Raw genomic sequence first — 19,263 nt, forward strand, 5'->3', positions numbered from 1 at the left:
ATAAAGATGAAAGTACATTACCTGCAACATGTTGATTTCGAAGGACCCGCCTACATTGAATCATGGTGTGAGCAAAAGCATCACGAGATTTCGGGAACAAGGTTTTTCGAAGCCGATTATGAACTTCCATTACTGAACAGTTTTGATATTTTGATTGTACTGGGTGGACCAATGAGTGTTTACGACGAAACAGATTATCCCTGGCTTAAAACAGAGAAAGATTTTATTAGCAGCTGCATTGCGGCAGGTAAGAAAGTGGTTGGTATCTGCCTGGGTGCTCAATTATCGGCAGTTTGTCTGGGTGCGAAAGTTATTAAAGCGGCCAATAAGGAGATAGGTTGGTTCCCGGTTTACCCAACTGAAAACTGTTTGCAAAAGGCATGGTTTTATGATTTGTTTTCTGCAAATCCTAAGGTTTTCCACTGGCATGGAGAAACATTTCAAATCCCCGCAAATAGTATGGATTTATTATCTTCTGAAGCTAACCCCAATCAGGCTTTTTATATAAGAACCAGGTTTTAGGTTTACAGTTTCATCTGGAAACAACACCGCAGGCGGTAGAAAGTATGCTCAATAATTGTGCAGACGAACTGGTTCATGCTGAATATATCCAGCCGCCGGAAGTACTTTCCGGGCAGTTAATGCAATACAAAGAGCTGAACAGTATTGCAAACTGCTTGCTCGAAAACTTTCTGCAAAGCTAATATCAATCTGATTTTACAATATCAAGCCTCCGTTTGAAGAAACAGAGGCTTATTGTTAAGTGATTATAATACAGTGTTAAGGGTTTTAGAAAGAATTTCTTCAAGCTCCCGGACTTCATTAGTATGTAATGGAAGGAGCGGTGCCCTCAGATAACCGCCATCCTCCTTAAAGATGTTTAATCCTGCCTGAATGGCTCTTGGAAGTCCTTTATTCACAATAAATTTTAGCAAATCAAACTGTTCAAGGAAGATTTTTTCTGCTGATTTGAAATCGTTTTGCTCAACGGCATGGTATAGCGCCATGTTAAGATCCGGGATCAGGTTTGGCGCAGCGGTACACCAGCCGGTGGCACCAGCTGCAAACGCTGCTAAAGCCAAGGGATTAGCGCCATTGTAAAAGGCAACATCCTCACCAAGCACACTTCTTAAATAATGCATGCGTTGAACATCGCCTGTACTTTCCTTAATCATGGTTACATTTGGGATTTCCAGCAAACGTTTCAGTAATGCCGGAGACATGTCAATGCCGCCTGTAGCGGGATTGTTGTAAGCCATAATGGGAATAGAGATTTTTGAAGCTACGGTATCGTAATGTTTAAGTATTTCCTCATCACTAAGTTTCCAATAACTCATTGGTATAATCATAACTGCCGTTGCTCCCGCTTTTTCAGCGAATCTGGCATGATGGATGGTACGTTCGGTAGTCAGGTTGGAAACCCCGATCAGTGTCGGAACCCTGTTCGCAACCTGTGCAATGGTTGCTTCTGTTACCGCTTCCTTTTCGCTATCGTTAAGGTATGGAAGTACTCCTGTACTACCTAATGAGGCAATACCATGCGAGCCCGACAATACTAATCTTTCCACTAATTTTTTAAATAATGGTATGTCTACCTGATTGTCTTCTGTAAATGGTGTAATGGGGTAGGAGATAATCCCCTTAAATGGAATGGAATTCATTTGTATAAAGATTTAAATAAAGAGTCCGCTTTTCAGCGGACTCATAACTGGATAAATTAAAGGTCCCGGCCTTCTTCTTCACGAAGTGCCACACCCAGATTCTGCAGCTGCGGGGCATTCTCGCAGGCGATATATTTTGCAGGCTCAATGTCGCTTAAATTATGATGCCTGTGCCATGCCCATGATGGGATATAAACCGCATCACCTTTTTGCCACTCCACTTTCTTATCTTCAATTTCAGTGTAACCTTTACCTTCCAGTACATAAAGAACCGTTTCGTAGGTATGGCGATGCCTGTTGGTAAGCTGGCCAGGTAATAATCCGCCAATGGTCATGCTAACATTTTTACTTGGAAGGTCGACAAAGAACACCGGGTGTTTGCGTTCTGTAGAAAACTGATTGTGTTCACCGGCGTTTTCCACGTTTTTGTGTACCAGGTGCGAAGGCATCACAAATTGAGGTCTGGCAAAAGTTTGATGGAAATCTTTTGAGCTGAATTGTTTTTGTTCCTTATGAATCATTGACCTGATTTCTGTAGGATTTTTAGTGATTTTAGTATCTGTCATGATCGAAAATTTTTAATATTTGCATCATTGCATGAACAAAATTAAGTTAACTTTGGAGGAGCTTAGTGGTGTAGATTTTATAAATAACAGGTAGTCCAGATGCTTAGACCTTGGGAACTTCAAATCACGATTAATGTTAGTGATGATAAAGCCATTTATCTGCAGATTGCAGATGCAATTATAAATGCAGTGAAAGCTGGCAAATTACGTAGTGGAGATGCACTGCCAGGCAGCCGGCAACTTGCCCAAAAGTTAAAGGTAAACCGCAATACTGTAATCGACGCACTTGATGTACTTCTGGCCGAAGGCTGGCTGGTATCATTGCCAAGAAAAGGAACATTTGTTGCACCCAGCTTACCTGAATTTAATCATTTAAAAGAAGCCAGGCATAAGCCCCAAGCTAAAGCTATTGTATCAAAGCCTCAGGTGCTGTTTGATGATGGTTTGCCCGACACCAGGATTGCACCCATTAATGAACTTGCTGCGGCTTACCGTCAGATTTTTAACCGAAAGGGCAGGTGGCAGCTGATGGGGTATAGTGATGGCGCAGGAGAAAAAGAATTTCGTGAGGCAATTGTTCAGATGCTGAATTATAACCGGGGTATGCATTTAACTGCTGATGAGCTTTTTATTACCCGTGGCAGTCAGATGGCGATGTTTCTCACCGCCCATTGCTTAATTAACCAGGGCGATTATATAGCTATAGAAAATCCGGGATATGAACCTGCTTGGCAGGCATTTGAGCATGCGGGAGCAAAACTTTTGCCCATTAGTGTCGATGCTGAAGGTATTGTGACTGACGAACTGAAATCTGTATTACAATTGGGAAGATTGATTAGGGCTGTATACATTACACCACACCACCAGTTTCCCACAACGGTTACTTTGAGTCTGACCAGACGGCTTGAACTGGTTGCGCTATCAAATCATTACGGTTTTACCATTATTGAAGACGATTATGATAATGAATTTCACTTCGGGCAAAGACCTATTCTTCCGGTAAGCAGTATTGAGCATCTGGAAAACTACGTATATATCGGTACAATGAGCAAAATTGTTGCCCCGGCACTACGGATCGGTTTTCTGGCAGCTTCACCGGCATTAATTGCAAAGATTGGGCAGTTAAGAAAAATAATAGATGTACAGGGGGATAACATAATGGAGCAGGCGATGCTCCAACTCATTAACGATGGGCATATTAAGCGGCATTTACGAAAGGCTACGCTTTATTACAAAGCAAAAAGGGATTATGTAGAAAAGCTGATCGTTAAACATCTTTCTGATAAGGTCGCTTTTTCAAAACCTGAAGGAGGACTTGCTTTTTGGCTTACACCTAAAAGTGATATAGATTTAACGGAAATTGTTACTGCACTTGAGCAAAAGGGTATACAGGTTTTATCTCCGGCCACTTTTAGTTTTGGAAAGCCCGTTAAGGGGCTTCGACTAGGCTATGCTTCTTTAAATGAAACCGATCTTGAAAAAGGCATAATTGCGCTTGCCAAAATTCTGGATTAATTTTAACGAGCGATCGAACTGTCCAATATCCATTTATATCTTCTCGTTTTTTTTTGGCTGAGCTAGGCTTTAGTGCACGTTACTAGCGCTGTACATGAGCTTTGGAAAGCTTTTTTGTTTGTAATCGGTTGCTGTTTAATTGTTTGTGAATATTTTTTAGTGTTGCGGGCTATTTGATTATAGCCCCATCGGGCTATTGCTTGCAAGGTGCTGAAAGACCAATTTTATACCGTCATGCTAGGCAGACAAGATACTAATAGGTATTAGTTGAAAAATGTGAATAAGGTTAGTTTATAGATGTAAGAAATAGATTATCATCCTGCAAAAAGTTTTCAAAACTGAAGTAATATTAATGCATTCAATATGGAAAGTAGAAAAAGAATACAAAGAGAGAATAAAAAAAGTATCTTAATTGTAGACAGTGAACTTAACATTTTAAAGCTTTTAAGTTTTATTTTGGCTGTTGATTACGACTTAACCATCAAGAAAAGCGCAATAGAAGCACTTTCCTGGCTAGCCGACGGGAATGATCCTGATTTAATTATATCTGGTTTAAGAATGCCATATTTTGATGGCAGTTCATTCATTAAAAACCTTAAAATAAGTGGTTTTTACCGAAATACACCAGTTATCCTGCTTTCTGGTGCTGAAAATTTAGAGTCGATTGTAAAATCACTTTCATTTAAAGTTGATAGTTACCTTGAAAAACCATTCAATCCGATTGTATTAAAATCGAGAATTGAACAGCTAACAGCATAGCCCTGTAAAGCTGTTTAAGAATTATTTAATATCATCCCATAATGATAACATCTACAATTGAGCGCTCGATAGTAAATACCAAGATTGTGTACTTTGGTCAGCTTTTAAAAAGTTTAATTGCTGAAGAACTTAATGCCAACATCGCACATATCGAATATCCTGATGACTTTAAAGTTTATATGGATAATGAGCCCTTATTAAGTTTGCCTGATGTAATCATTATTGAGGTTGATGAAAATGATAATTGTTTTGAACAGGTTAAGTATATTAAAGCTCATCCTTTTCTTCAGGGGCTTATAATTATTTTGCTTGGTATCAGTGATGATAAAGTATTGCGGCAAAAAGCACTTCAACTGCAGGTTAATGACTATTACACTTATCCTTTTCCTCTAGAAGACCTTTTTGAGCGCATTAATTTTCTGGTTAAGTTTAAATTAATAAAGCCAAAGATTGCAGAATTGACTCAAAAGGTAGCAGAAAAGTATGAAATACCGGTTCAAAAACGAATATTTGATGTTTTAGTTTCTGGTTTGGCTCTACTTTTTTTAGCACCATTGTTTATTGTAGTCGCATTAATAATCAAACTTGAATCAAAAGGAAAGGTTATTTATAAGAGCAAAAGGGTTGGAGCAGGATATAAAATATTCGATTTTTATAAGTTTCGGTCGATGAGGCAGGATGCTGATCAGCTGTTGCATAAAATGGAAGATTTAAACCAATATGCCAGCTCAGAAGAAAATACGAATAAGAAAACTGCTTTTGTAAAATTTAAAAATGACCCGAGGATAACTAAATTCGGATCTTTGCTTAGAAAAACCAGTATTGATGAGCTTCCCCAATTAATTAATGTTTTCATGGGCGACATGTCGTTGGTAGGAAACCGCCCTTTACCACTTTACGAAGCTGAACAACTCACTACAAATGAGTGGTCTACACGTTTTATCGGTCCGGCAGGTTTAACCGGTTTATGGCAAATCAGCAAAAGAGGACAAAAAGAAATGTCGGAACGCGAACGCAAAGAACTTGATAATTTTTATGCCGATAATTACTCTATTTTCTTAGATATGAAAATAATTCTTAAAACTTTTCCGGCACTTATTCAAAAGGAACAAGTTTAATAATGTACAGTTAAACATCATTAACCTGGGGGGATCATTACCATATCGAATGATTTGGCACTTGATAATGGTTATTGAATAAGAAAAAGTCGAAATTATCTTTGATCTTGATGTATACGAGGAAATTTGAATAATTTTATGAAGTGACCTGAACCAAATTTAAATGTGAGTTATCTAATAAAGAATATTTATTACTTTTGATTCAAACTAATTGTTAACTTAATACTTAATTGCTTGAATTTTCGACTTCTGGTTGGCAGGCATTTAGTAAAAATCACTTCCTGTAAGTAAATGTCTGGGTTGAAAACGCTCTATAGAATCATTATAGCCCGTAAAATTTTTCAAAAAATAACTAATTTTTTTTTAAAGATAGCTGGCTTATCTGTTTTAGATTTAAAAGAAACGCTACGATTTTCAAAGCACTATGAGGTAAGCAGCACTGCTTCTGAAATGCATCATCTTCCAAAGGTGAGTGATTTTTTTGTACCTGAAAAAATCTATTTTAGCCCAAGAGATCTGGTCATTTCCGCTAACTATGTATGGGATTACAGAGACAAAGAAGGCTATTTGTCCAAATACGGATCGGTTATTATCGATAAAAAAGTTCTATGTACACATTGGACACACGATGGCCTTTATCGTAGTTTAAGTGAAGACGATGATCGAAAACAGATTGCTTGTAAGATATTAGTTGCACCATTCAGTCACTTTAAAGATGAACGCGTTTACTATGGTTATTACGATTATGTTTTTTTCATTGCCGGTAAACTGGCAAGAATTAAAAACTCAATGCCTGATTATGATTTTGATGATATCTGGGTTTCATATGCCTCATTTGGAGAAAAATATGAAAGTGAATATCTTAAGCTGATTGGCTATAAAGAGAAAAATTTTATAGACTGCCAGCAATACAAACCAATATCTAAACGAATTCTTTCAGCAAATTTTGAAGGATGGCATCCATCAAAGTCCGATATAGATATTTTAAAACAAGAGATCTCAAAGAGATTTACTCCCGAAAAAAGTAAATCTCAACGTATATACATAAGTAGGAGTGGAAGAAGAAAGATTTCTAATGAAGTGGAATTAATTGAACTTTTAAAAGAGTTTGATTTTAAGATTATTGAAGATGTAGAACGCTCAGTGGAGGAACAGATAGCACTATACAAAAATGCCTCCTTTATTGTAGGTGCTCATGGCGCATCATTCACCAATATCATATGGTGTGAGCCGGGAACACAGCTATTTGAATTATTTTCTCCTAATTATGCGCCTGACTTTTTTCTTTACCTGGCAGAAGTTATGGAATTGAAGTATTCAGCTTATTATCATGGAATGCACAACAAAGATGTAACTTACGCTATGGGCTTAACAGAAGACATTGATGTATCGATACCAGAGTTGAGGGAAAGGATAAAATTAATTTTAAATAGCAGCAATGTTACATAACTTATAGTCTTAATCATTATTTCATTAACCTCGAATTTACATACTCAGGTATGCTCATATTAAAAAATAAAACTTTTTTTACTTATTCAAAAAGAACAAGTATAATTGTATCTTTATAGCTGAAAATCAAAACCTCAATAGTTAATTAAATTAATCATCCATAATTAATGAAAAATCTTCTTAAAATTACGTTAGCCAGCTTATTATTTGTGAGCGTTTCGGCATTCTCTCAAGAAACCATCATTCCAGAAATCAAATATGCTGATTTGGAAAAGTATATCGATCTGGCTAAGCAGAATTATCCAAAACTGAAATTAACTAAAGAGCGTTCGGAAGGAATTAAAACGAATATTCCAATTGCTGCATTGGGTTATTTGGATATGTTCTCCGGGAGCTATTTTTATCGCCCACAAAAGCAAGCCGTTTTAGATCCGGTGAATCCTTACAGTGTTAATGGTTTCCAGTTTGGTGTAACTGTTAGTTTAGGAACGTTGATTTCAAGACCTCTCCTGATAAAAAGAGCCAAATCAGATTACAAGGCTGCTAAATTAGAAGAAAAGGATTATGAAAATCAACTGGTTCTTTTAGTTAAAAGTCGCTATTACGATTATATTCAATCAATCAATCTACTTAAATTAAGTGCACAACTAGCTAGCGATAATAAAGGTGTAGCTGAGAGCCTAAGGTTGAGATTTGAGAAAAGCGAAATTACTTTAGATGTATATAATCAATCGAGAATTCTTCAGTTTAATGCTTATCAAGCAAAAATAGCCGCTGAAACCACATTTCTAAAATCTAAAGATTTGTTGGAAGAAGTGATCGGCGCAAAACTTGCCGATGTTAAATAGGAAAATGTTATAGTAAAGTATGGATATAAAATCGCTTTTAAAACTGATTAAAAAATATAAATGGGTACTATTATTAGTGCCCATTATTGCTGTTACAATTACTTATTTTTTAGTTAAAAATCTGCCGAAGCAATATAACTCAGAAGTCCAGATTTCAACAGGTTTATTAGACCCTTCTAAAAAATTAATCAGTAACGAGAATACTGATTTCTTTCAAATCAGCCAGCAGTTTAATAGTATTATAGAAAAATTTAAGCTAAAAAAAATGCTTAACATTCTATCATATAATTTAATACTGCATGATTTAGAGCAGCCTAAAACTTCTTTCAGAAAATATAGTGAATTAATCGATTCTCTGAATGCAACACAAAGAATTGAAGTGATTGCAATATTCAAGGCTAAATTGCTGTCGAAATCCGTTTTAACATTGGCAGATAATGAGGGTAAGTATAAACTTTACAACATGGTTTCATCAATGGGCTACGGTGAAGAAACTTTAAGGAAACAGGTTGATATATCCCATACCGAAAACAGTGACTTTATCAACATCAGTTACACTTCCGAAAATCCGGAATTGTCTGCTTACCTGGTGAATACATATGCTAATACATTCATAAGTAATTATAGTATGGATGTAAGCTTAAATCAAAGTAATTCTATTGTGTTGCTCGACTCTGTATTAAAACAGAAAGAAATCATCATGAATCAAAAGAACGAGGCTTTGGCTACTTTTAAACGAAACAAAGGCGTACTTAATTTAAGCGAACAGTCGGCTGCGGTATATGGACAGATTACGGAATACGAATCACAACGAGCGAATGCCATCCGCCAGATGCAGACCAGTCAAGGACAAATTAGAATTATCAATTCAAAACTCGGTGGAGCAGATGTAACCTATAATGGTAGCAGCAGAGCCGATAATAGGGAACTCGTAAACCTGAAACAAAAGCTGGTTGCTGCAAATAATGCATTTATTGAAAATGGGTTTAAACCTTCCGATCAAAAGAAAATAGATTCGTTAAACCGGATTATTTTAGCAATGAGTAATCAAAATGCGGATGAGAACGTTGTTGATCCTAAAACCTCTAAACAATCGCTTATCAGTCAAAAGCTAGCGCTTGAACTTTCACTCGAGCAGGCAAAAAGCAGCATGTCAAGTATTAATGCGCAGCTTTCTCAGCTTAGGGCCAAATACAGCTCTATGGTTCCCTATGATGCTGATATCCAAAATTATGAACGGGAGGCTGATTTGGCAACTAAAGACTATACAGCGGCATCTGAACAATATAATCAAAACAAAGCGGGGCAATCAATGGGCTTAAGGTTACAAATTGAGCAGATTGGTTTGCCTGGAAATCCTGAGCCATCAAAAAGGATCATATATCTTGCCGGATCTGGCTTTGGTAGTTTTGCGCTCTGCGTCGGCTTTATCCTGGTCATGTTTTTAACGGATAACAAAATCAAAACTGCACAACAATTGGCAGCTGCCACAAAATCCAATACGTTGGGGGTTTTATGTAAAATTGAAACTGATGAGCGCAATGTGCGTGACATTTGGAACGATAAAACCGGCAATGTGAATTTTGAGTTTTTTAGGGATATGCTACGTTCGTTGAGATTTGAGGTGACTGAAAAACTGGATTTAGATGATAGCAAGATTCTTGGTGTAACAAGTCTTGTTGCGGGCGAAGGAAAAACATTTATCTGCCATAGCTTAGCATATGCCTTTGCAATGACTGGTAAAAAAGTGTTACTAATTGCAGATGAATTACCGGTGGTGAAATCAACCAGTACAGGTTTAGTAGTGAGCCACAATTTTCAAACTTTCCTGGTTAAAAAAGAAATTCATACTGAAGATTTAATCACAGTAATGAATAAAAATACCGCTCGCGAATCGTTATTAGAAATGCAGAGTGTGAAAAGTTTAAAAGCGGGCTTTGATGTTTTACGGGATGAATTTGACATTATAATTGTGGATGTCAATAGCCTGCACGACATTAACATTGCCAAGGAATGGTTGCTTTTTACAGACAAAAATTTAGCCATTTTTGAGTATGGGAAAACAATTCAGGATGTAGATAAAGAATATGTCGCTTACATCAAAAAACTTCCGGGCTTTTTGGGTTGGGTGTTAAATAAAACTGAATTAACTGATTAGGCATTAAAATAGTATGTTTGAGTTTTTTCAATTTCGCTTAAAAATTAGATCTTAGAGATGTTCGCTAAGAAAATATTCAACATTTTACTGGTTTATTGTTTTGTTTGCTGGATGCTGACCAGAGAATCAGGTATCAATTTCCCCATTGGTATAGTTATAGAAGGCTTATTACTCTTAACCTTCATTATTGCCATTTTTACGATACCAAAAGATAATTGGCGAAATCTAAATAATGATGTTGTTTATTTATTTCTATTTTGGCTTATTGTCAGCATTTTAGAAGTTGTTAATCCCGCAGGTGCGAGTATAATGGGCTGGTTAAAGGAAATCCGAACTGCAGCTGAATATCCGCTTTTAATTGTGGTTATGGCTTTCCTGTTAAACACAAGTAGCAAGGATTTGGATACATTTTTAAAGATTGTAATAGCCTTGTCTACATTGGCGGCTTTAGACGGAATTAAACAACTACATTTTGGATTATCGAGAGGTGACATTGGATTTCTTGCAAATGGTGGGGCAGCAACACATATTCTGTGGGGACGATTACGGGTATTTTCTTTTTATTCGGAATCCGCACAATTTGGAGCATCACAAGCACACATTGGTTTATTAACACTCATACTCGCCCTTGGTCCAGTTACAAAGAAGTACCGAATCATTCTTCTGGTCTGTTCCGCATTGATGTTGTATGGCATGTTGATCTCTGGCACGCGTGGCGCAATGTTTGCTTTAGCACCAGGGGCATTTCTTGCTATAATATTAACCAAACGATATAAGGTATTATTGGTTGGTGGAGGTATTGCCATTCTATTGCTCGGCATGTTAAAATATACACACATTGGAGACGGTAATTATAACATCTATCGTTTTCGCTCCTCCTTAAATCCGGAAGACCCTTCTCTTAATGTTCGAATGAAGTCGCAGTTAATTTTAAAGGAATACATGAGCAATATTCCTTTTGGAGGGGGCTTAGGAGTAATCGGTGCAAACGGAATGGAATACAATGCGGATAAGTTTTTATCAACTATACAGCCAGATAGTTATTGGGTGAAAATCTGGGCCATGTACGGGATTGTTGGTTTTACGGTTTGGATTTCTATGTTAAGCTACATTTTGGGTAAATGTTGTGGCATTGTATGGCGGATTAAGGACGAGGGATTGAAGATTAAGGGGATTGCCTTAACATCGGGTTTTGCCGGTATTTTGTGTTGTAGTTATGGCAATGAGGTGATTAATACCATGCCATCAACTATAATTGTTTACATATCAATTGCTTTTGTTTATATTATGCCTAAGCTTGAGCGGGAATTGGCTGGAAAAAAAATAATTACTTAAAATATGCCTTGGGAAATATTTTTACTGCCGGCTGCACTGGCTTTTATATTTGGTTTTTTTGGTGGGATCAGGTTTTCCAAACGGGAAGAAGATAATGAAGAATGACTATGGGTATTGTTGAAAGAATAAAGTCGGATCCGAGATTAAAAAAAATTGCTTTATGGCTTCTGATTCCGCAGAATGAGAACAGCCCGAGGCTATGGGTTAAATTATTTTTAAACCCCTTCAAACATTCACGCGGCAAACAATCCATTATCCGCTCCAGAACACGTATGGATGTTTTTCCATTCAATAAATTTGATTTAGGCGAACGTTCGGTCATTGAAGACTTTTCTACAGTAAATAACGGTGTAGGGGATGTAGAGATTGGTAGAGGTACAATAATTGGAATGAGTAATGTAATTATTGGGCCCATCCAAATTGGCAACGATGTCATGTTTGCACAAAATATAGTCGCTTCCGGTTTAAACCATGGTTATGAGGATATTAACACACCACCATCAAAACAAAAAGTAGTTTGTAAAAAAATAACCATAGGCAATAATGTTTGGATTGGAGCCAACAGTGTGATTACGGCGGGTGTTAAGCTTGGCACACATTGTGTAATTGGTGCGGGCAGTGTTGTTACGAAGGATATACCTGATTATTCGATAGCGGTTGGCAACCCGGCGAAAATCATCAAACAATATAATTTTATTACTCGAATCTGGGAAAGGATTTAGATTAACAATTTTGCTTTAAGAAATCATCTCAAAATCAATGGTTAAAGTATTAAAAAATCATTACAGCGATGTTACCCTATTAGTAACTCATTATAATAGAAGTGCTTCACTACAACGTTTGCTAGACAGTTTTGTAAATAATGATGTATCCTTTGGTGCTATAGTTGTTTCGGACGACGGGAGTAAAGAAGAGCATCTTGAATATATTGAAAGTTTAAGCCAATCGTATAATATTACGCTTGTAAAAACCATAAGCAATAAAGGTTTAGGTAATAACATCAACAAAGGTCAGGATGCAGTTAAAACAGATTATACCCTATATGTTCAGGAAGATTTCATAGCGCTTGGTTTATTTAACGAAACTTTTTCAAATGCAGTTGATATTTTAAAAGCTAACAGTGTTATTGATACTATCAGATTTTATTCATACTTAAATTATCCTAAGCTAAAGGCTTTTGGAAAAGGATTTGCAGAAATGATATTTGAGCACTCATCACTAAATATAGATAAAATTCCTATGTATAGCGATCATCCTCATCTAAGACGAAAAAATTTCTTTGATAAATTTGGACGATATCAGGAAGGTGTTAAGGGTGATCAGACCGAATATCGAATGATGTTGTCATTTTTAAAAAATAAAGGCAGGGGCTTATTACATATTAATTATAAAAGTGTATTCGACCAAGTTAACACCAATACCGAGCCTAGTACAATGACTAGGAAAACATTGACAAATAGTGATAACTACTTTGTCCAGCAAGCTTTATATATATATAGATTATTCAAGTTCATTTACAGTTATTATATAAAACCTATTAAATGATTGAAAAATAATTGCTTATGGATAAAGAACAAATAATTGATCGGAACATTGTAATCATTGGTCAGCAACCATGGGATACAGAAATTGGGAGTAATTGCAAGAACATAGCCATTGAGTTCAGTAAAAATAATAGGGTATTGTACATCAACTCACCGCTAGATCGTATAACCTTACATAGAAGTAAAAATGACAGCAAAACGATTAGACGTTTAAACATTATCGATGGAAAAGAACCTGGTCTGGTAAAAATTCAGGACAATCTTTGGAACTACTATCCTGATTGCATGGTTGAATCCATCAATTGGATATCAAGTACACGGTTGTTCAGTATCTTTAATTATTTCAACAACAGAAAACTAGCTAAATCTATTAATAAAGCGATTGATCAATTAAATTTCACGGATATTATTCTTTTTAATGATAATGAGATTTTCAAAGGATACTACCTCAACGACTTACTAAAGCCGAAAACAAGTGTTTATTATTCTAGAGATTATATGGTTGCTGTAGATTATTGGAAAAAACATGGCGAGGCTTTAGAACCAAAATTAATTGCTAAAAATAACTTGTGTGTAGCAAACTCAACATACCTGACTAATTATTGCCAGCAATTTAACTCAAATTCATTTTATGTTGGGCAAGGCTGTGAGCTCGATATTTTTTATCCAAATCTTAGCGTTTCAAAAAACAATGAATTAGCGAACATTAATTCGCCTATTATTGGTTATGTAGGTGCGCTGCAAAGCATTCGGTTAGATATAGAAATAATAGCGTACATCGCCATTTCAAAACCAGAATGGACAATTGTTTTAGTAGGTCCGGAAGATGATTTTTTCAAAGAGAGCAATTTACATGAAATTAAAAATATTGTTTTTACAGGCATCAAACCTGTCGAGAGCCTTCCCGATTACATTAATCTTTTCGATATCTGTATTAATCCTCAATTGGTTAACCTGGTAACGATCGGTAACTACCCTAGAAAAATCGATGAATATCTTGCTGTTGGAAAACCGGTGGTTGCAACTAAAACAAAAGCAATGGAAGCTTTTAAAGAATTTGTTTATTTGGCAGAAAGTAAAGAAGATTATGTGCGCTTAATTGAAGAAGCACTAAATCAGGATTCCATAAATTTACAAACTAGGCGCCGTGATTTTGCCTTAACACACACCTGGTTAAACAGCGTTAAGGCTATTTCTGCTGCAATACATCAAGTAGAAATCGATCATTAATATGAAAGAATATTTGCTTTTATTTTCAGTTTTACTGCAGATTTTAATTGGTTTAAATTTGTTTTTACCAGTAGTTTTATACTTGCTTCATTTTTTTAGAAATAGAAACCTGCACAACTCTAATTCAACTAAAAAATATGATTATGGAATTATAGTTACCGCTTTTGAGCAAACAGAACTCTTGCCTTCGGTTGTCAATTCGATATTGAAATTAAATTATGAAAACTATATGGTTTATGTTGTCGCCGATAAATGTGATGTTTCGAACTTAAATTTTGGTAGTGATAAAGTAATTTTACTTAGGCCAGAAGAAACCCTGGCAAGTAATACCAAATCGCATTTCTATGCAATTAACCGATTTGTAAGAGCACACGAACTGCTAACCATTATTGATAGTGATAATTTAGTTGATTCGGATTATTTAATTCAACTTAACCTGTTCTTCGATCAAAATTATCTTGCCGTTCAGGGTGTCAGGAAAGCGAAAAACTTAAATACGCCCTATGCGTGTTTAGATGAAGCTGGAGATATTTATTATCGCTTCATCGACAGGAAACTTCTTTTTGATTGCGGTTCATCAGCATCTTTAGCAGGATCAGGCATGGCCTTTACTACGGAATTTTATAAAGAATGCCTGGAAATTCTGACCGTTCAAGGGGCTGGTTTTGATAAGGTTTTACAAATGGAAATACTTAAGAGAGGTAAACGAATTGCATTTGCCGAGCAAGCCGTCGTTTATGATGAAAAGACATCAAAACCACAACAGTTAGTTCAACAACGTGCCCGCTGGATCAATACATGGTTTAAACATGCAGGTAAAGGAGTAACCTTAATTTTTAAAGGGGCACTAACCTTCAATCGTAACCAGTTTTTGTGCGGACTTTTATTTTCAAGACCCCCGCTTTTTATTATTGCGGGTTTAAGTTTACTTTCAATCCTGATTGATTGCTTTCTTCAGCCTGAAATGTTGTTTTTTTGGCTATTCGCCATATTAGCCTTTCTGGCTGTTTTTTTTGTATCCCTGAACTATTTCAAAGCACCCAAAGTAATTTACAAAGCATTGATTAAAATCCCAGTATTTATGTTTCTGCAGGTTATTTCCTTATTTAAGGCCAGGAGAGCAAATGAGCTGTCAACAGCAACCATTCATTATCATGATGAAAGGATTGATGAAGTTAAAAATAATAAAATTTAAATGTATCAGGGTGAAGAAAAAAATATTACATGCCATAAGGCAAGGAGAAATTGGGGGAGGTGAAACCCATGTACTTGATTTGGTGAATCATTTAGATAAAGCAAAATATGAATCGGTAATCTTATCTTTTACTGATGGGCCCATGGTCGACCAATTAAAAGCTTCTAACTATAAAACTTATGTTATTAAAACCACAACTCCATTTGATCTTAGAGTTTGGAGCAAGGTTAAAAAAATAATTTCAACTGAAAAGATCGATTTGATTCATGCTCATGGAACACGGGCAAATTCAAATACATTTTACAGTGCTAAAGCATTAAAAATTCCATTAATCTATACGGTACATGGATGGTCTTTCCATCCAGATCAGAATAAGGTTATTAAATTAATTAGAACTTTAAGCGAGCGTTTTTTAGTTCGTGTTTCAAACAAAACGATTTGCGTATCAGAGAGCAATTTAACCGAAGGTAAACGGAATTTTCCAATGTCAAATGCAGTTGTAATCGTCAATGGGATAAATAAAGACAAATTTGATCCGGATAAAATATACCCGGACATTCGAAAAGAATTTGAAATTGGTTTGGATGAGGTAGTTGTTGGCTATATCGCACGAATTACACATCAGAAATCACCTCTTACTTTCTTAAGATCGATTGCAGATGTTCCGTCGAGAGCTAAATACTTAATAGTCGGTAATGGTGACTTGAAACCTCAAATGCTTCAATTAGCAGAAGAACTTAATTTAAAAAATAAACTTATTTTTTTAGATTTTCGGAAAGATATTCCTGCTATACTTAATTCAATTGACATATTTTGTTTACCATCATTATGGGAAGGATTACCTATAGCCTTATTAGAAGCTATGGCGATGAGAAAAGCAATAATTGCCTCAGAAATTGATGGTATTACTGACTTAATTATAAATAACGAAAATGGATTGATTATCCCGCCATTGGATATAAAAAAATTGGCTTTAGCTCTTGAACTGTTAATTACAGACAAATCTTTTCGCAATAAACTGGGCAAACAAGCTGAACTTACAGTAAAAAAGAACTATAATATAACGACGATGACAAGGAAAATCCAAGATTTGTATACTACGCTGACCTAAAGAAGTATTAAGAACTACCCTTGGATTCGTGAATAGCATCTTCAGGAAGGGAAGAATTAAAGTTTTTAAAAAACCTACCAAACTCTTTTTTAATTCTAACCATAATTGCTTCAGTCAAATTGCCATCCCTTTGGAGAGTACGTGGACCAGTCCAAACTCTTGCTTTCTGGCTTCGTACTTGTTTAATTTTTCCGTATTTCATTAACCCTAAACATAACTGCCCATCATCCCCCCAAAAATTGGTTTCAATAAAGCCAACTTTTAAACCTAATTCTCTAACATAACCCATACTAAGTCCATAGGCATTGAAATATGGCCTTTTAAGTTGTCTTAATTCAGAAATGGCATCTTTCATTTTTTCCAAAATAAAAAGTTTCCACCGAGGAAATTTATCTTCGCTGATAAAAGAATAACGGCCATAAACACACACAACGTCCTTTTTTTCTAAAACATTTGTCATTTCACTAACCCAATCTGGTGGATAAAAACAATCAGCATCTGCAAGCAATATATATTTTCCTTTTGCCTGTTCCTGTCCAAATTGTCTCGCTGGACCACAGCCCTGTTTCTTCTCGAATAAACCGGTTATGTTAAGCTTATCTATTGTTTTTTGTGTGTTGTCTTTCGAATTATTGTTTACGACAATAATTTCAATGGGAAAAGCGCACGTTGTTTTAGATAAGCTTGCAATGCATCTCAAAATATTAATTTCCTCATTCCATGCGGCAATTAATATAGTAACTAATGGGTTTGTTCCTGTAAGCCTGTCAAGATCACTATTGATTAGATTAAAGATGTTTTGGGGTATGTCTTCAAATTTATCAAAAGGATATTCAAAATCTTTCAACCAAAGTGGGTTACTCAAAATATTCATAGGGATTTATCAAATTTTATTTTGAAACTGCGTTATGAACAAAAATATAATTTTTAAATGATTAATAGGTAATTACTGATTTGTTTATATTAATAATTATCTTTGAAAATCATTCCACAGTCAGTTATTATAATTAATGAAAAGAAGAACAGCTTTAAAAAGCATTTTTGCTCTTAGCTTTTTATCACTTACATCCTATAATTTTTTTCGATGGTTCTCGATTCATAGAAAATTCGATCCCAAATTGTTTTTAGCTCATAAAAACCTAATAAGTGAGCTAGCTGAAGTCATTATACCAGAAACAGAAACTCCAGGTGCGAAATCAGCAAATGTGGTACAATATATCATTAATGTGATCTTGAATTGTACGGATAATGTTCAGCAGAATAGATTTGTTGAAGGCTTAATAAATGTAGATAATTATACTTTAAGAGAATACAATACACAATTTGTCAAGTGCACTAAAATTGAAAAAGAACAAACGCTTCAATACTTAGAGAATCGTGATGAATACAACTACTCAATCCTAAATAAACTAAATAATAAGCTTTTTGGGGGGGCATTTTTCCTAATTCTGAAAAATCTTTGTGTGGAGGGTTATTGCATTTCCGAAATTGGTGCTACAAAAGGGTTGTCATATGATTATATACCTGGAAGGTATTTGTCTTGCATTCCATTGTCAAGAAATCAGAAATCCTGGGCAACTAGTTGAAGCCTTCTATAAACTTAATTATTATTTTTATCATATGCTCGCAAAACAAATTATATCGACTCTTAAGCCAGTATTTAATCTAGAAATTAATTATTTAGACTCTTCAAAAAAAATTATTCCCTTAGACGGATTGAGGGGATTTGCAGTTCTTCTGGTAGTTTTTTTTCATTGTTTCGGTTTCCTTCGTATTTCTTATTTTGGATGGATGGGGGTAGATTTATTCTTCGTTTTATCTGGGTTTTTAATATCTGGAATTTTGATTGATGGTAAATCTGATAAACTGTATTATAAAAATTTCTTTGGTAAACGTTTTCTCAGGATTTTTCCTTTATACTACTTTGCGCTGCTTATAATTACCATTCTTTCATTTGTCCCATTTATTAAAGGAATAGATAAAATTAATGCACCGAATATTTTTTACTGGATTTATCTGCAGAATTGGCAAACTACTTATTTTGGAGAATTTTCAAAAGAAAATAAACTTTTAAGTCATTTCTGGTCATTAGCGATAGAAGAACAATTTTATATTTTTTGGCCGTTTATCATTAAGAGATTTAGTAAGAATAAGATTATTTCTTTCATTATTGTTTTTATAATTTTCGCTGTTCTACTTAGAATTTATTTTTTTACTCATGATAATATTGGGTATTATGTTAATACATTTTCTCGGTTTGATGCCTTATGCATTGGTTCTTTGCTTGCTATATTAATTAGGGATAAAAAGGAAATTCTTGAGAGGTTTGCATTATATATAATGTTTATATCTGGCTTATTCATTGTTTTCCATGCGATTTTCAGTGGTCCTCATTTCTCTCATTTACTTATGGCTAGTTTTGGTTTCACGTTAGTATCACTTTTTTGGGCCTCGATCCTAATCTTTGCCATATCAGGTAGAGTATACCTAACAAAGTTCTTTAGTTATAAATTTTTGACGTTCTTTGGGAAATATTCATACGGGATGTATGTATACCATGCAATAATATATATACTACTTTCCATTCCCTTAACAAATTTCCTTAACAAATTCGGGAATAATACTCTTATTGTAGACTTAATTACCTCACTTATTTTAGTTTTGCTTTCAGTCATTGTAAGTTTTTTTAGTTTCAATCTTTTTGAAAAGCATTTTATAAAATATAAAAAATACTTTCAAAATAACAATGAAATCATAATCCAAAATAAGTAATT

General features: G+C 35.1%; 19 protein-coding genes. 16 read left to right on the forward strand and 3 right to left on the reverse strand.

All coding sequences use genetic code 11. The features are described 5' to 3' along the window. Positions 1-6: 6 nt before the first annotated feature. Positions 7-522 carry a type 1 glutamine amidotransferase gene (locus tag R2R71_RS19965; RefSeq protein ID WP_316833055.1) on the forward strand — a complete coding sequence of 172 codons (516 nt, stop codon included), beginning with the start codon at positions 7-9 and terminating at the stop codon, positions 520-522. 44 nt (positions 523-566) lie between these two features. Beyond that, complete coding sequence (locus tag R2R71_RS19970) at positions 567-704, forward strand: hypothetical protein (RefSeq protein WP_316833056.1); 138 nt, start codon at positions 567-569, stop codon at positions 702-704. Between the two features lie 63 nt (positions 705-767). Here R2R71_RS19970 and R2R71_RS19975 read toward each other — a convergent pair whose 3' ends face one another. Both R2R71_RS19975 and R2R71_RS19980 read right to left on the reverse strand, forming a co-directional pair. Then, a complete protein-coding gene (locus tag R2R71_RS19975) occupies positions 768-1,661 on the reverse strand; it encodes a dihydrodipicolinate synthase family protein (protein ID WP_316833057.1) in 894 nt (297 codons plus the stop codon). A gap of 56 nt (positions 1,662-1,717) precedes the next feature. Further along, positions 1,718-2,227: a cupin domain-containing protein gene (locus tag R2R71_RS19980; protein WP_316833058.1), complete on the reverse strand. Its 510-nt coding sequence runs from the start codon at positions 2,225-2,227 to the stop codon at positions 1,718-1,720. A 99-nt stretch (positions 2,228-2,326) separates the two neighbouring features. Between R2R71_RS19980 and R2R71_RS19985 the strand changes: the two genes are divergently transcribed. The 12 genes from R2R71_RS19985 to R2R71_RS20040 all read left to right on the forward strand — a co-directional run bounded on the left by R2R71_RS19985 (position 2,327) and on the right by R2R71_RS20040 (position 16,489). Next, on the forward strand, positions 2,327-3,742 hold the full coding sequence (locus R2R71_RS19985) for a PLP-dependent aminotransferase family protein (RefSeq protein WP_316833059.1): 1,416 nt from the start codon (positions 2,327-2,329) through the stop codon (positions 3,740-3,742). Positions 3,743-4,105: 363 nt separating this feature from the next. Next, on the forward strand, positions 4,106-4,501 hold the full coding sequence (locus R2R71_RS19990) for a response regulator (RefSeq protein ID WP_316833060.1): 396 nt from the start codon (positions 4,106-4,108) through the stop codon (positions 4,499-4,501). 41 nt (positions 4,502-4,542) lie between these two features. Continuing rightward, positions 4,543-5,619: a sugar transferase gene (locus tag R2R71_RS19995; protein ID WP_316833061.1), complete on the forward strand. Its 1,077-nt coding sequence runs from the start codon at positions 4,543-4,545 to the stop codon at positions 5,617-5,619. A gap of 300 nt (positions 5,620-5,919) precedes the next feature. Continuing rightward, positions 5,920-7,068, forward strand: coding sequence for a glycosyltransferase family 61 protein (locus tag R2R71_RS20000; RefSeq protein WP_316833062.1), 1,149 nt, complete (start codon positions 5,920-5,922; stop codon positions 7,066-7,068). A gap of 167 nt (positions 7,069-7,235) precedes the next feature. After that, a complete protein-coding gene (locus R2R71_RS20005; RefSeq protein WP_316833063.1) occupies positions 7,236-7,916 on the forward strand; it encodes a TolC family protein in 681 nt (226 codons plus the stop codon). 19 nt (positions 7,917-7,935) lie between these two features. Next, positions 7,936-10,074, forward strand: coding sequence for an exopolysaccharide transport family protein (locus tag R2R71_RS20010; protein ID WP_316833064.1), 2,139 nt, complete (start codon positions 7,936-7,938; stop codon positions 10,072-10,074). Between the two features lie 57 nt (positions 10,075-10,131). Continuing rightward, complete coding sequence (locus tag R2R71_RS20015) at positions 10,132-11,409, forward strand: O-antigen ligase family protein (protein WP_316833065.1); 1,278 nt, start codon at positions 10,132-10,134, stop codon at positions 11,407-11,409. 107 nt (positions 11,410-11,516) lie between these two features. Then, positions 11,517-12,131, forward strand: coding sequence for an acyltransferase (locus R2R71_RS20020; RefSeq protein ID WP_316833066.1), 615 nt, complete (start codon positions 11,517-11,519; stop codon positions 12,129-12,131). 37 nt (positions 12,132-12,168) lie between these two features. Next, positions 12,169-12,954 (forward strand): glycosyltransferase family 2 protein, encoded by a 786-nt coding sequence (locus R2R71_RS20025; RefSeq protein ID WP_316833067.1) that lies wholly within the window; start codon positions 12,169-12,171, stop codon positions 12,952-12,954. Positions 12,955-12,971: 17 nt separating this feature from the next. Continuing rightward, on the forward strand, positions 12,972-14,183 hold the full coding sequence (locus R2R71_RS20030; RefSeq protein WP_316833068.1) for a glycosyltransferase: 1,212 nt from the start codon (positions 12,972-12,974) through the stop codon (positions 14,181-14,183). Position 14,184: 1 nt separating this feature from the next. Further along, a complete protein-coding gene (locus R2R71_RS20035; protein WP_316833069.1) occupies positions 14,185-15,378 on the forward strand; it encodes a glycosyltransferase in 1,194 nt (397 codons plus the stop codon). Then, complete coding sequence (locus tag R2R71_RS20040; RefSeq protein WP_316833070.1) at positions 15,338-16,489, forward strand: glycosyltransferase; 1,152 nt, start codon at positions 15,338-15,340, stop codon at positions 16,487-16,489. The genes R2R71_RS20035 and R2R71_RS20040 overlap by 41 nt, the downstream gene beginning before the upstream one ends. A gap of 7 nt (positions 16,490-16,496) precedes the next feature. Here the strand turns inward: R2R71_RS20040 and R2R71_RS20045 are convergent, their stop codons facing one another. Next, complete coding sequence (locus R2R71_RS20045) at positions 16,497-17,363, reverse strand: glycosyltransferase family 2 protein (protein ID WP_316833071.1); 867 nt, start codon at positions 17,361-17,363, stop codon at positions 16,497-16,499. Between the two features lie 136 nt (positions 17,364-17,499). On the opposite strand from R2R71_RS20045, the gene R2R71_RS20050 reads away from it, so the two are divergent. Together R2R71_RS20050 and R2R71_RS20055 are read left to right on the forward strand one after the other, a co-directional pair. Continuing rightward, complete coding sequence (locus R2R71_RS20050; protein WP_316833072.1) at positions 17,500-18,075, forward strand: gluconate 2-dehydrogenase subunit 3 family protein; 576 nt, start codon at positions 17,500-17,502, stop codon at positions 18,073-18,075. Positions 18,076-18,109: 34 nt separating this feature from the next. Continuing rightward, complete coding sequence (locus tag R2R71_RS20055) at positions 18,110-19,261, forward strand: acyltransferase (RefSeq protein ID WP_316833073.1); 1,152 nt, start codon at positions 18,110-18,112, stop codon at positions 19,259-19,261. Positions 19,262-19,263: the final 2 nt, after the last annotated feature.

This window comes from Pedobacter aquatilis, assembly GCF_032678405.1.
Classification (GTDB): domain Bacteria; phylum Bacteroidota; class Bacteroidia; order Sphingobacteriales; family Sphingobacteriaceae; genus Pedobacter; species Pedobacter aquatilis_A.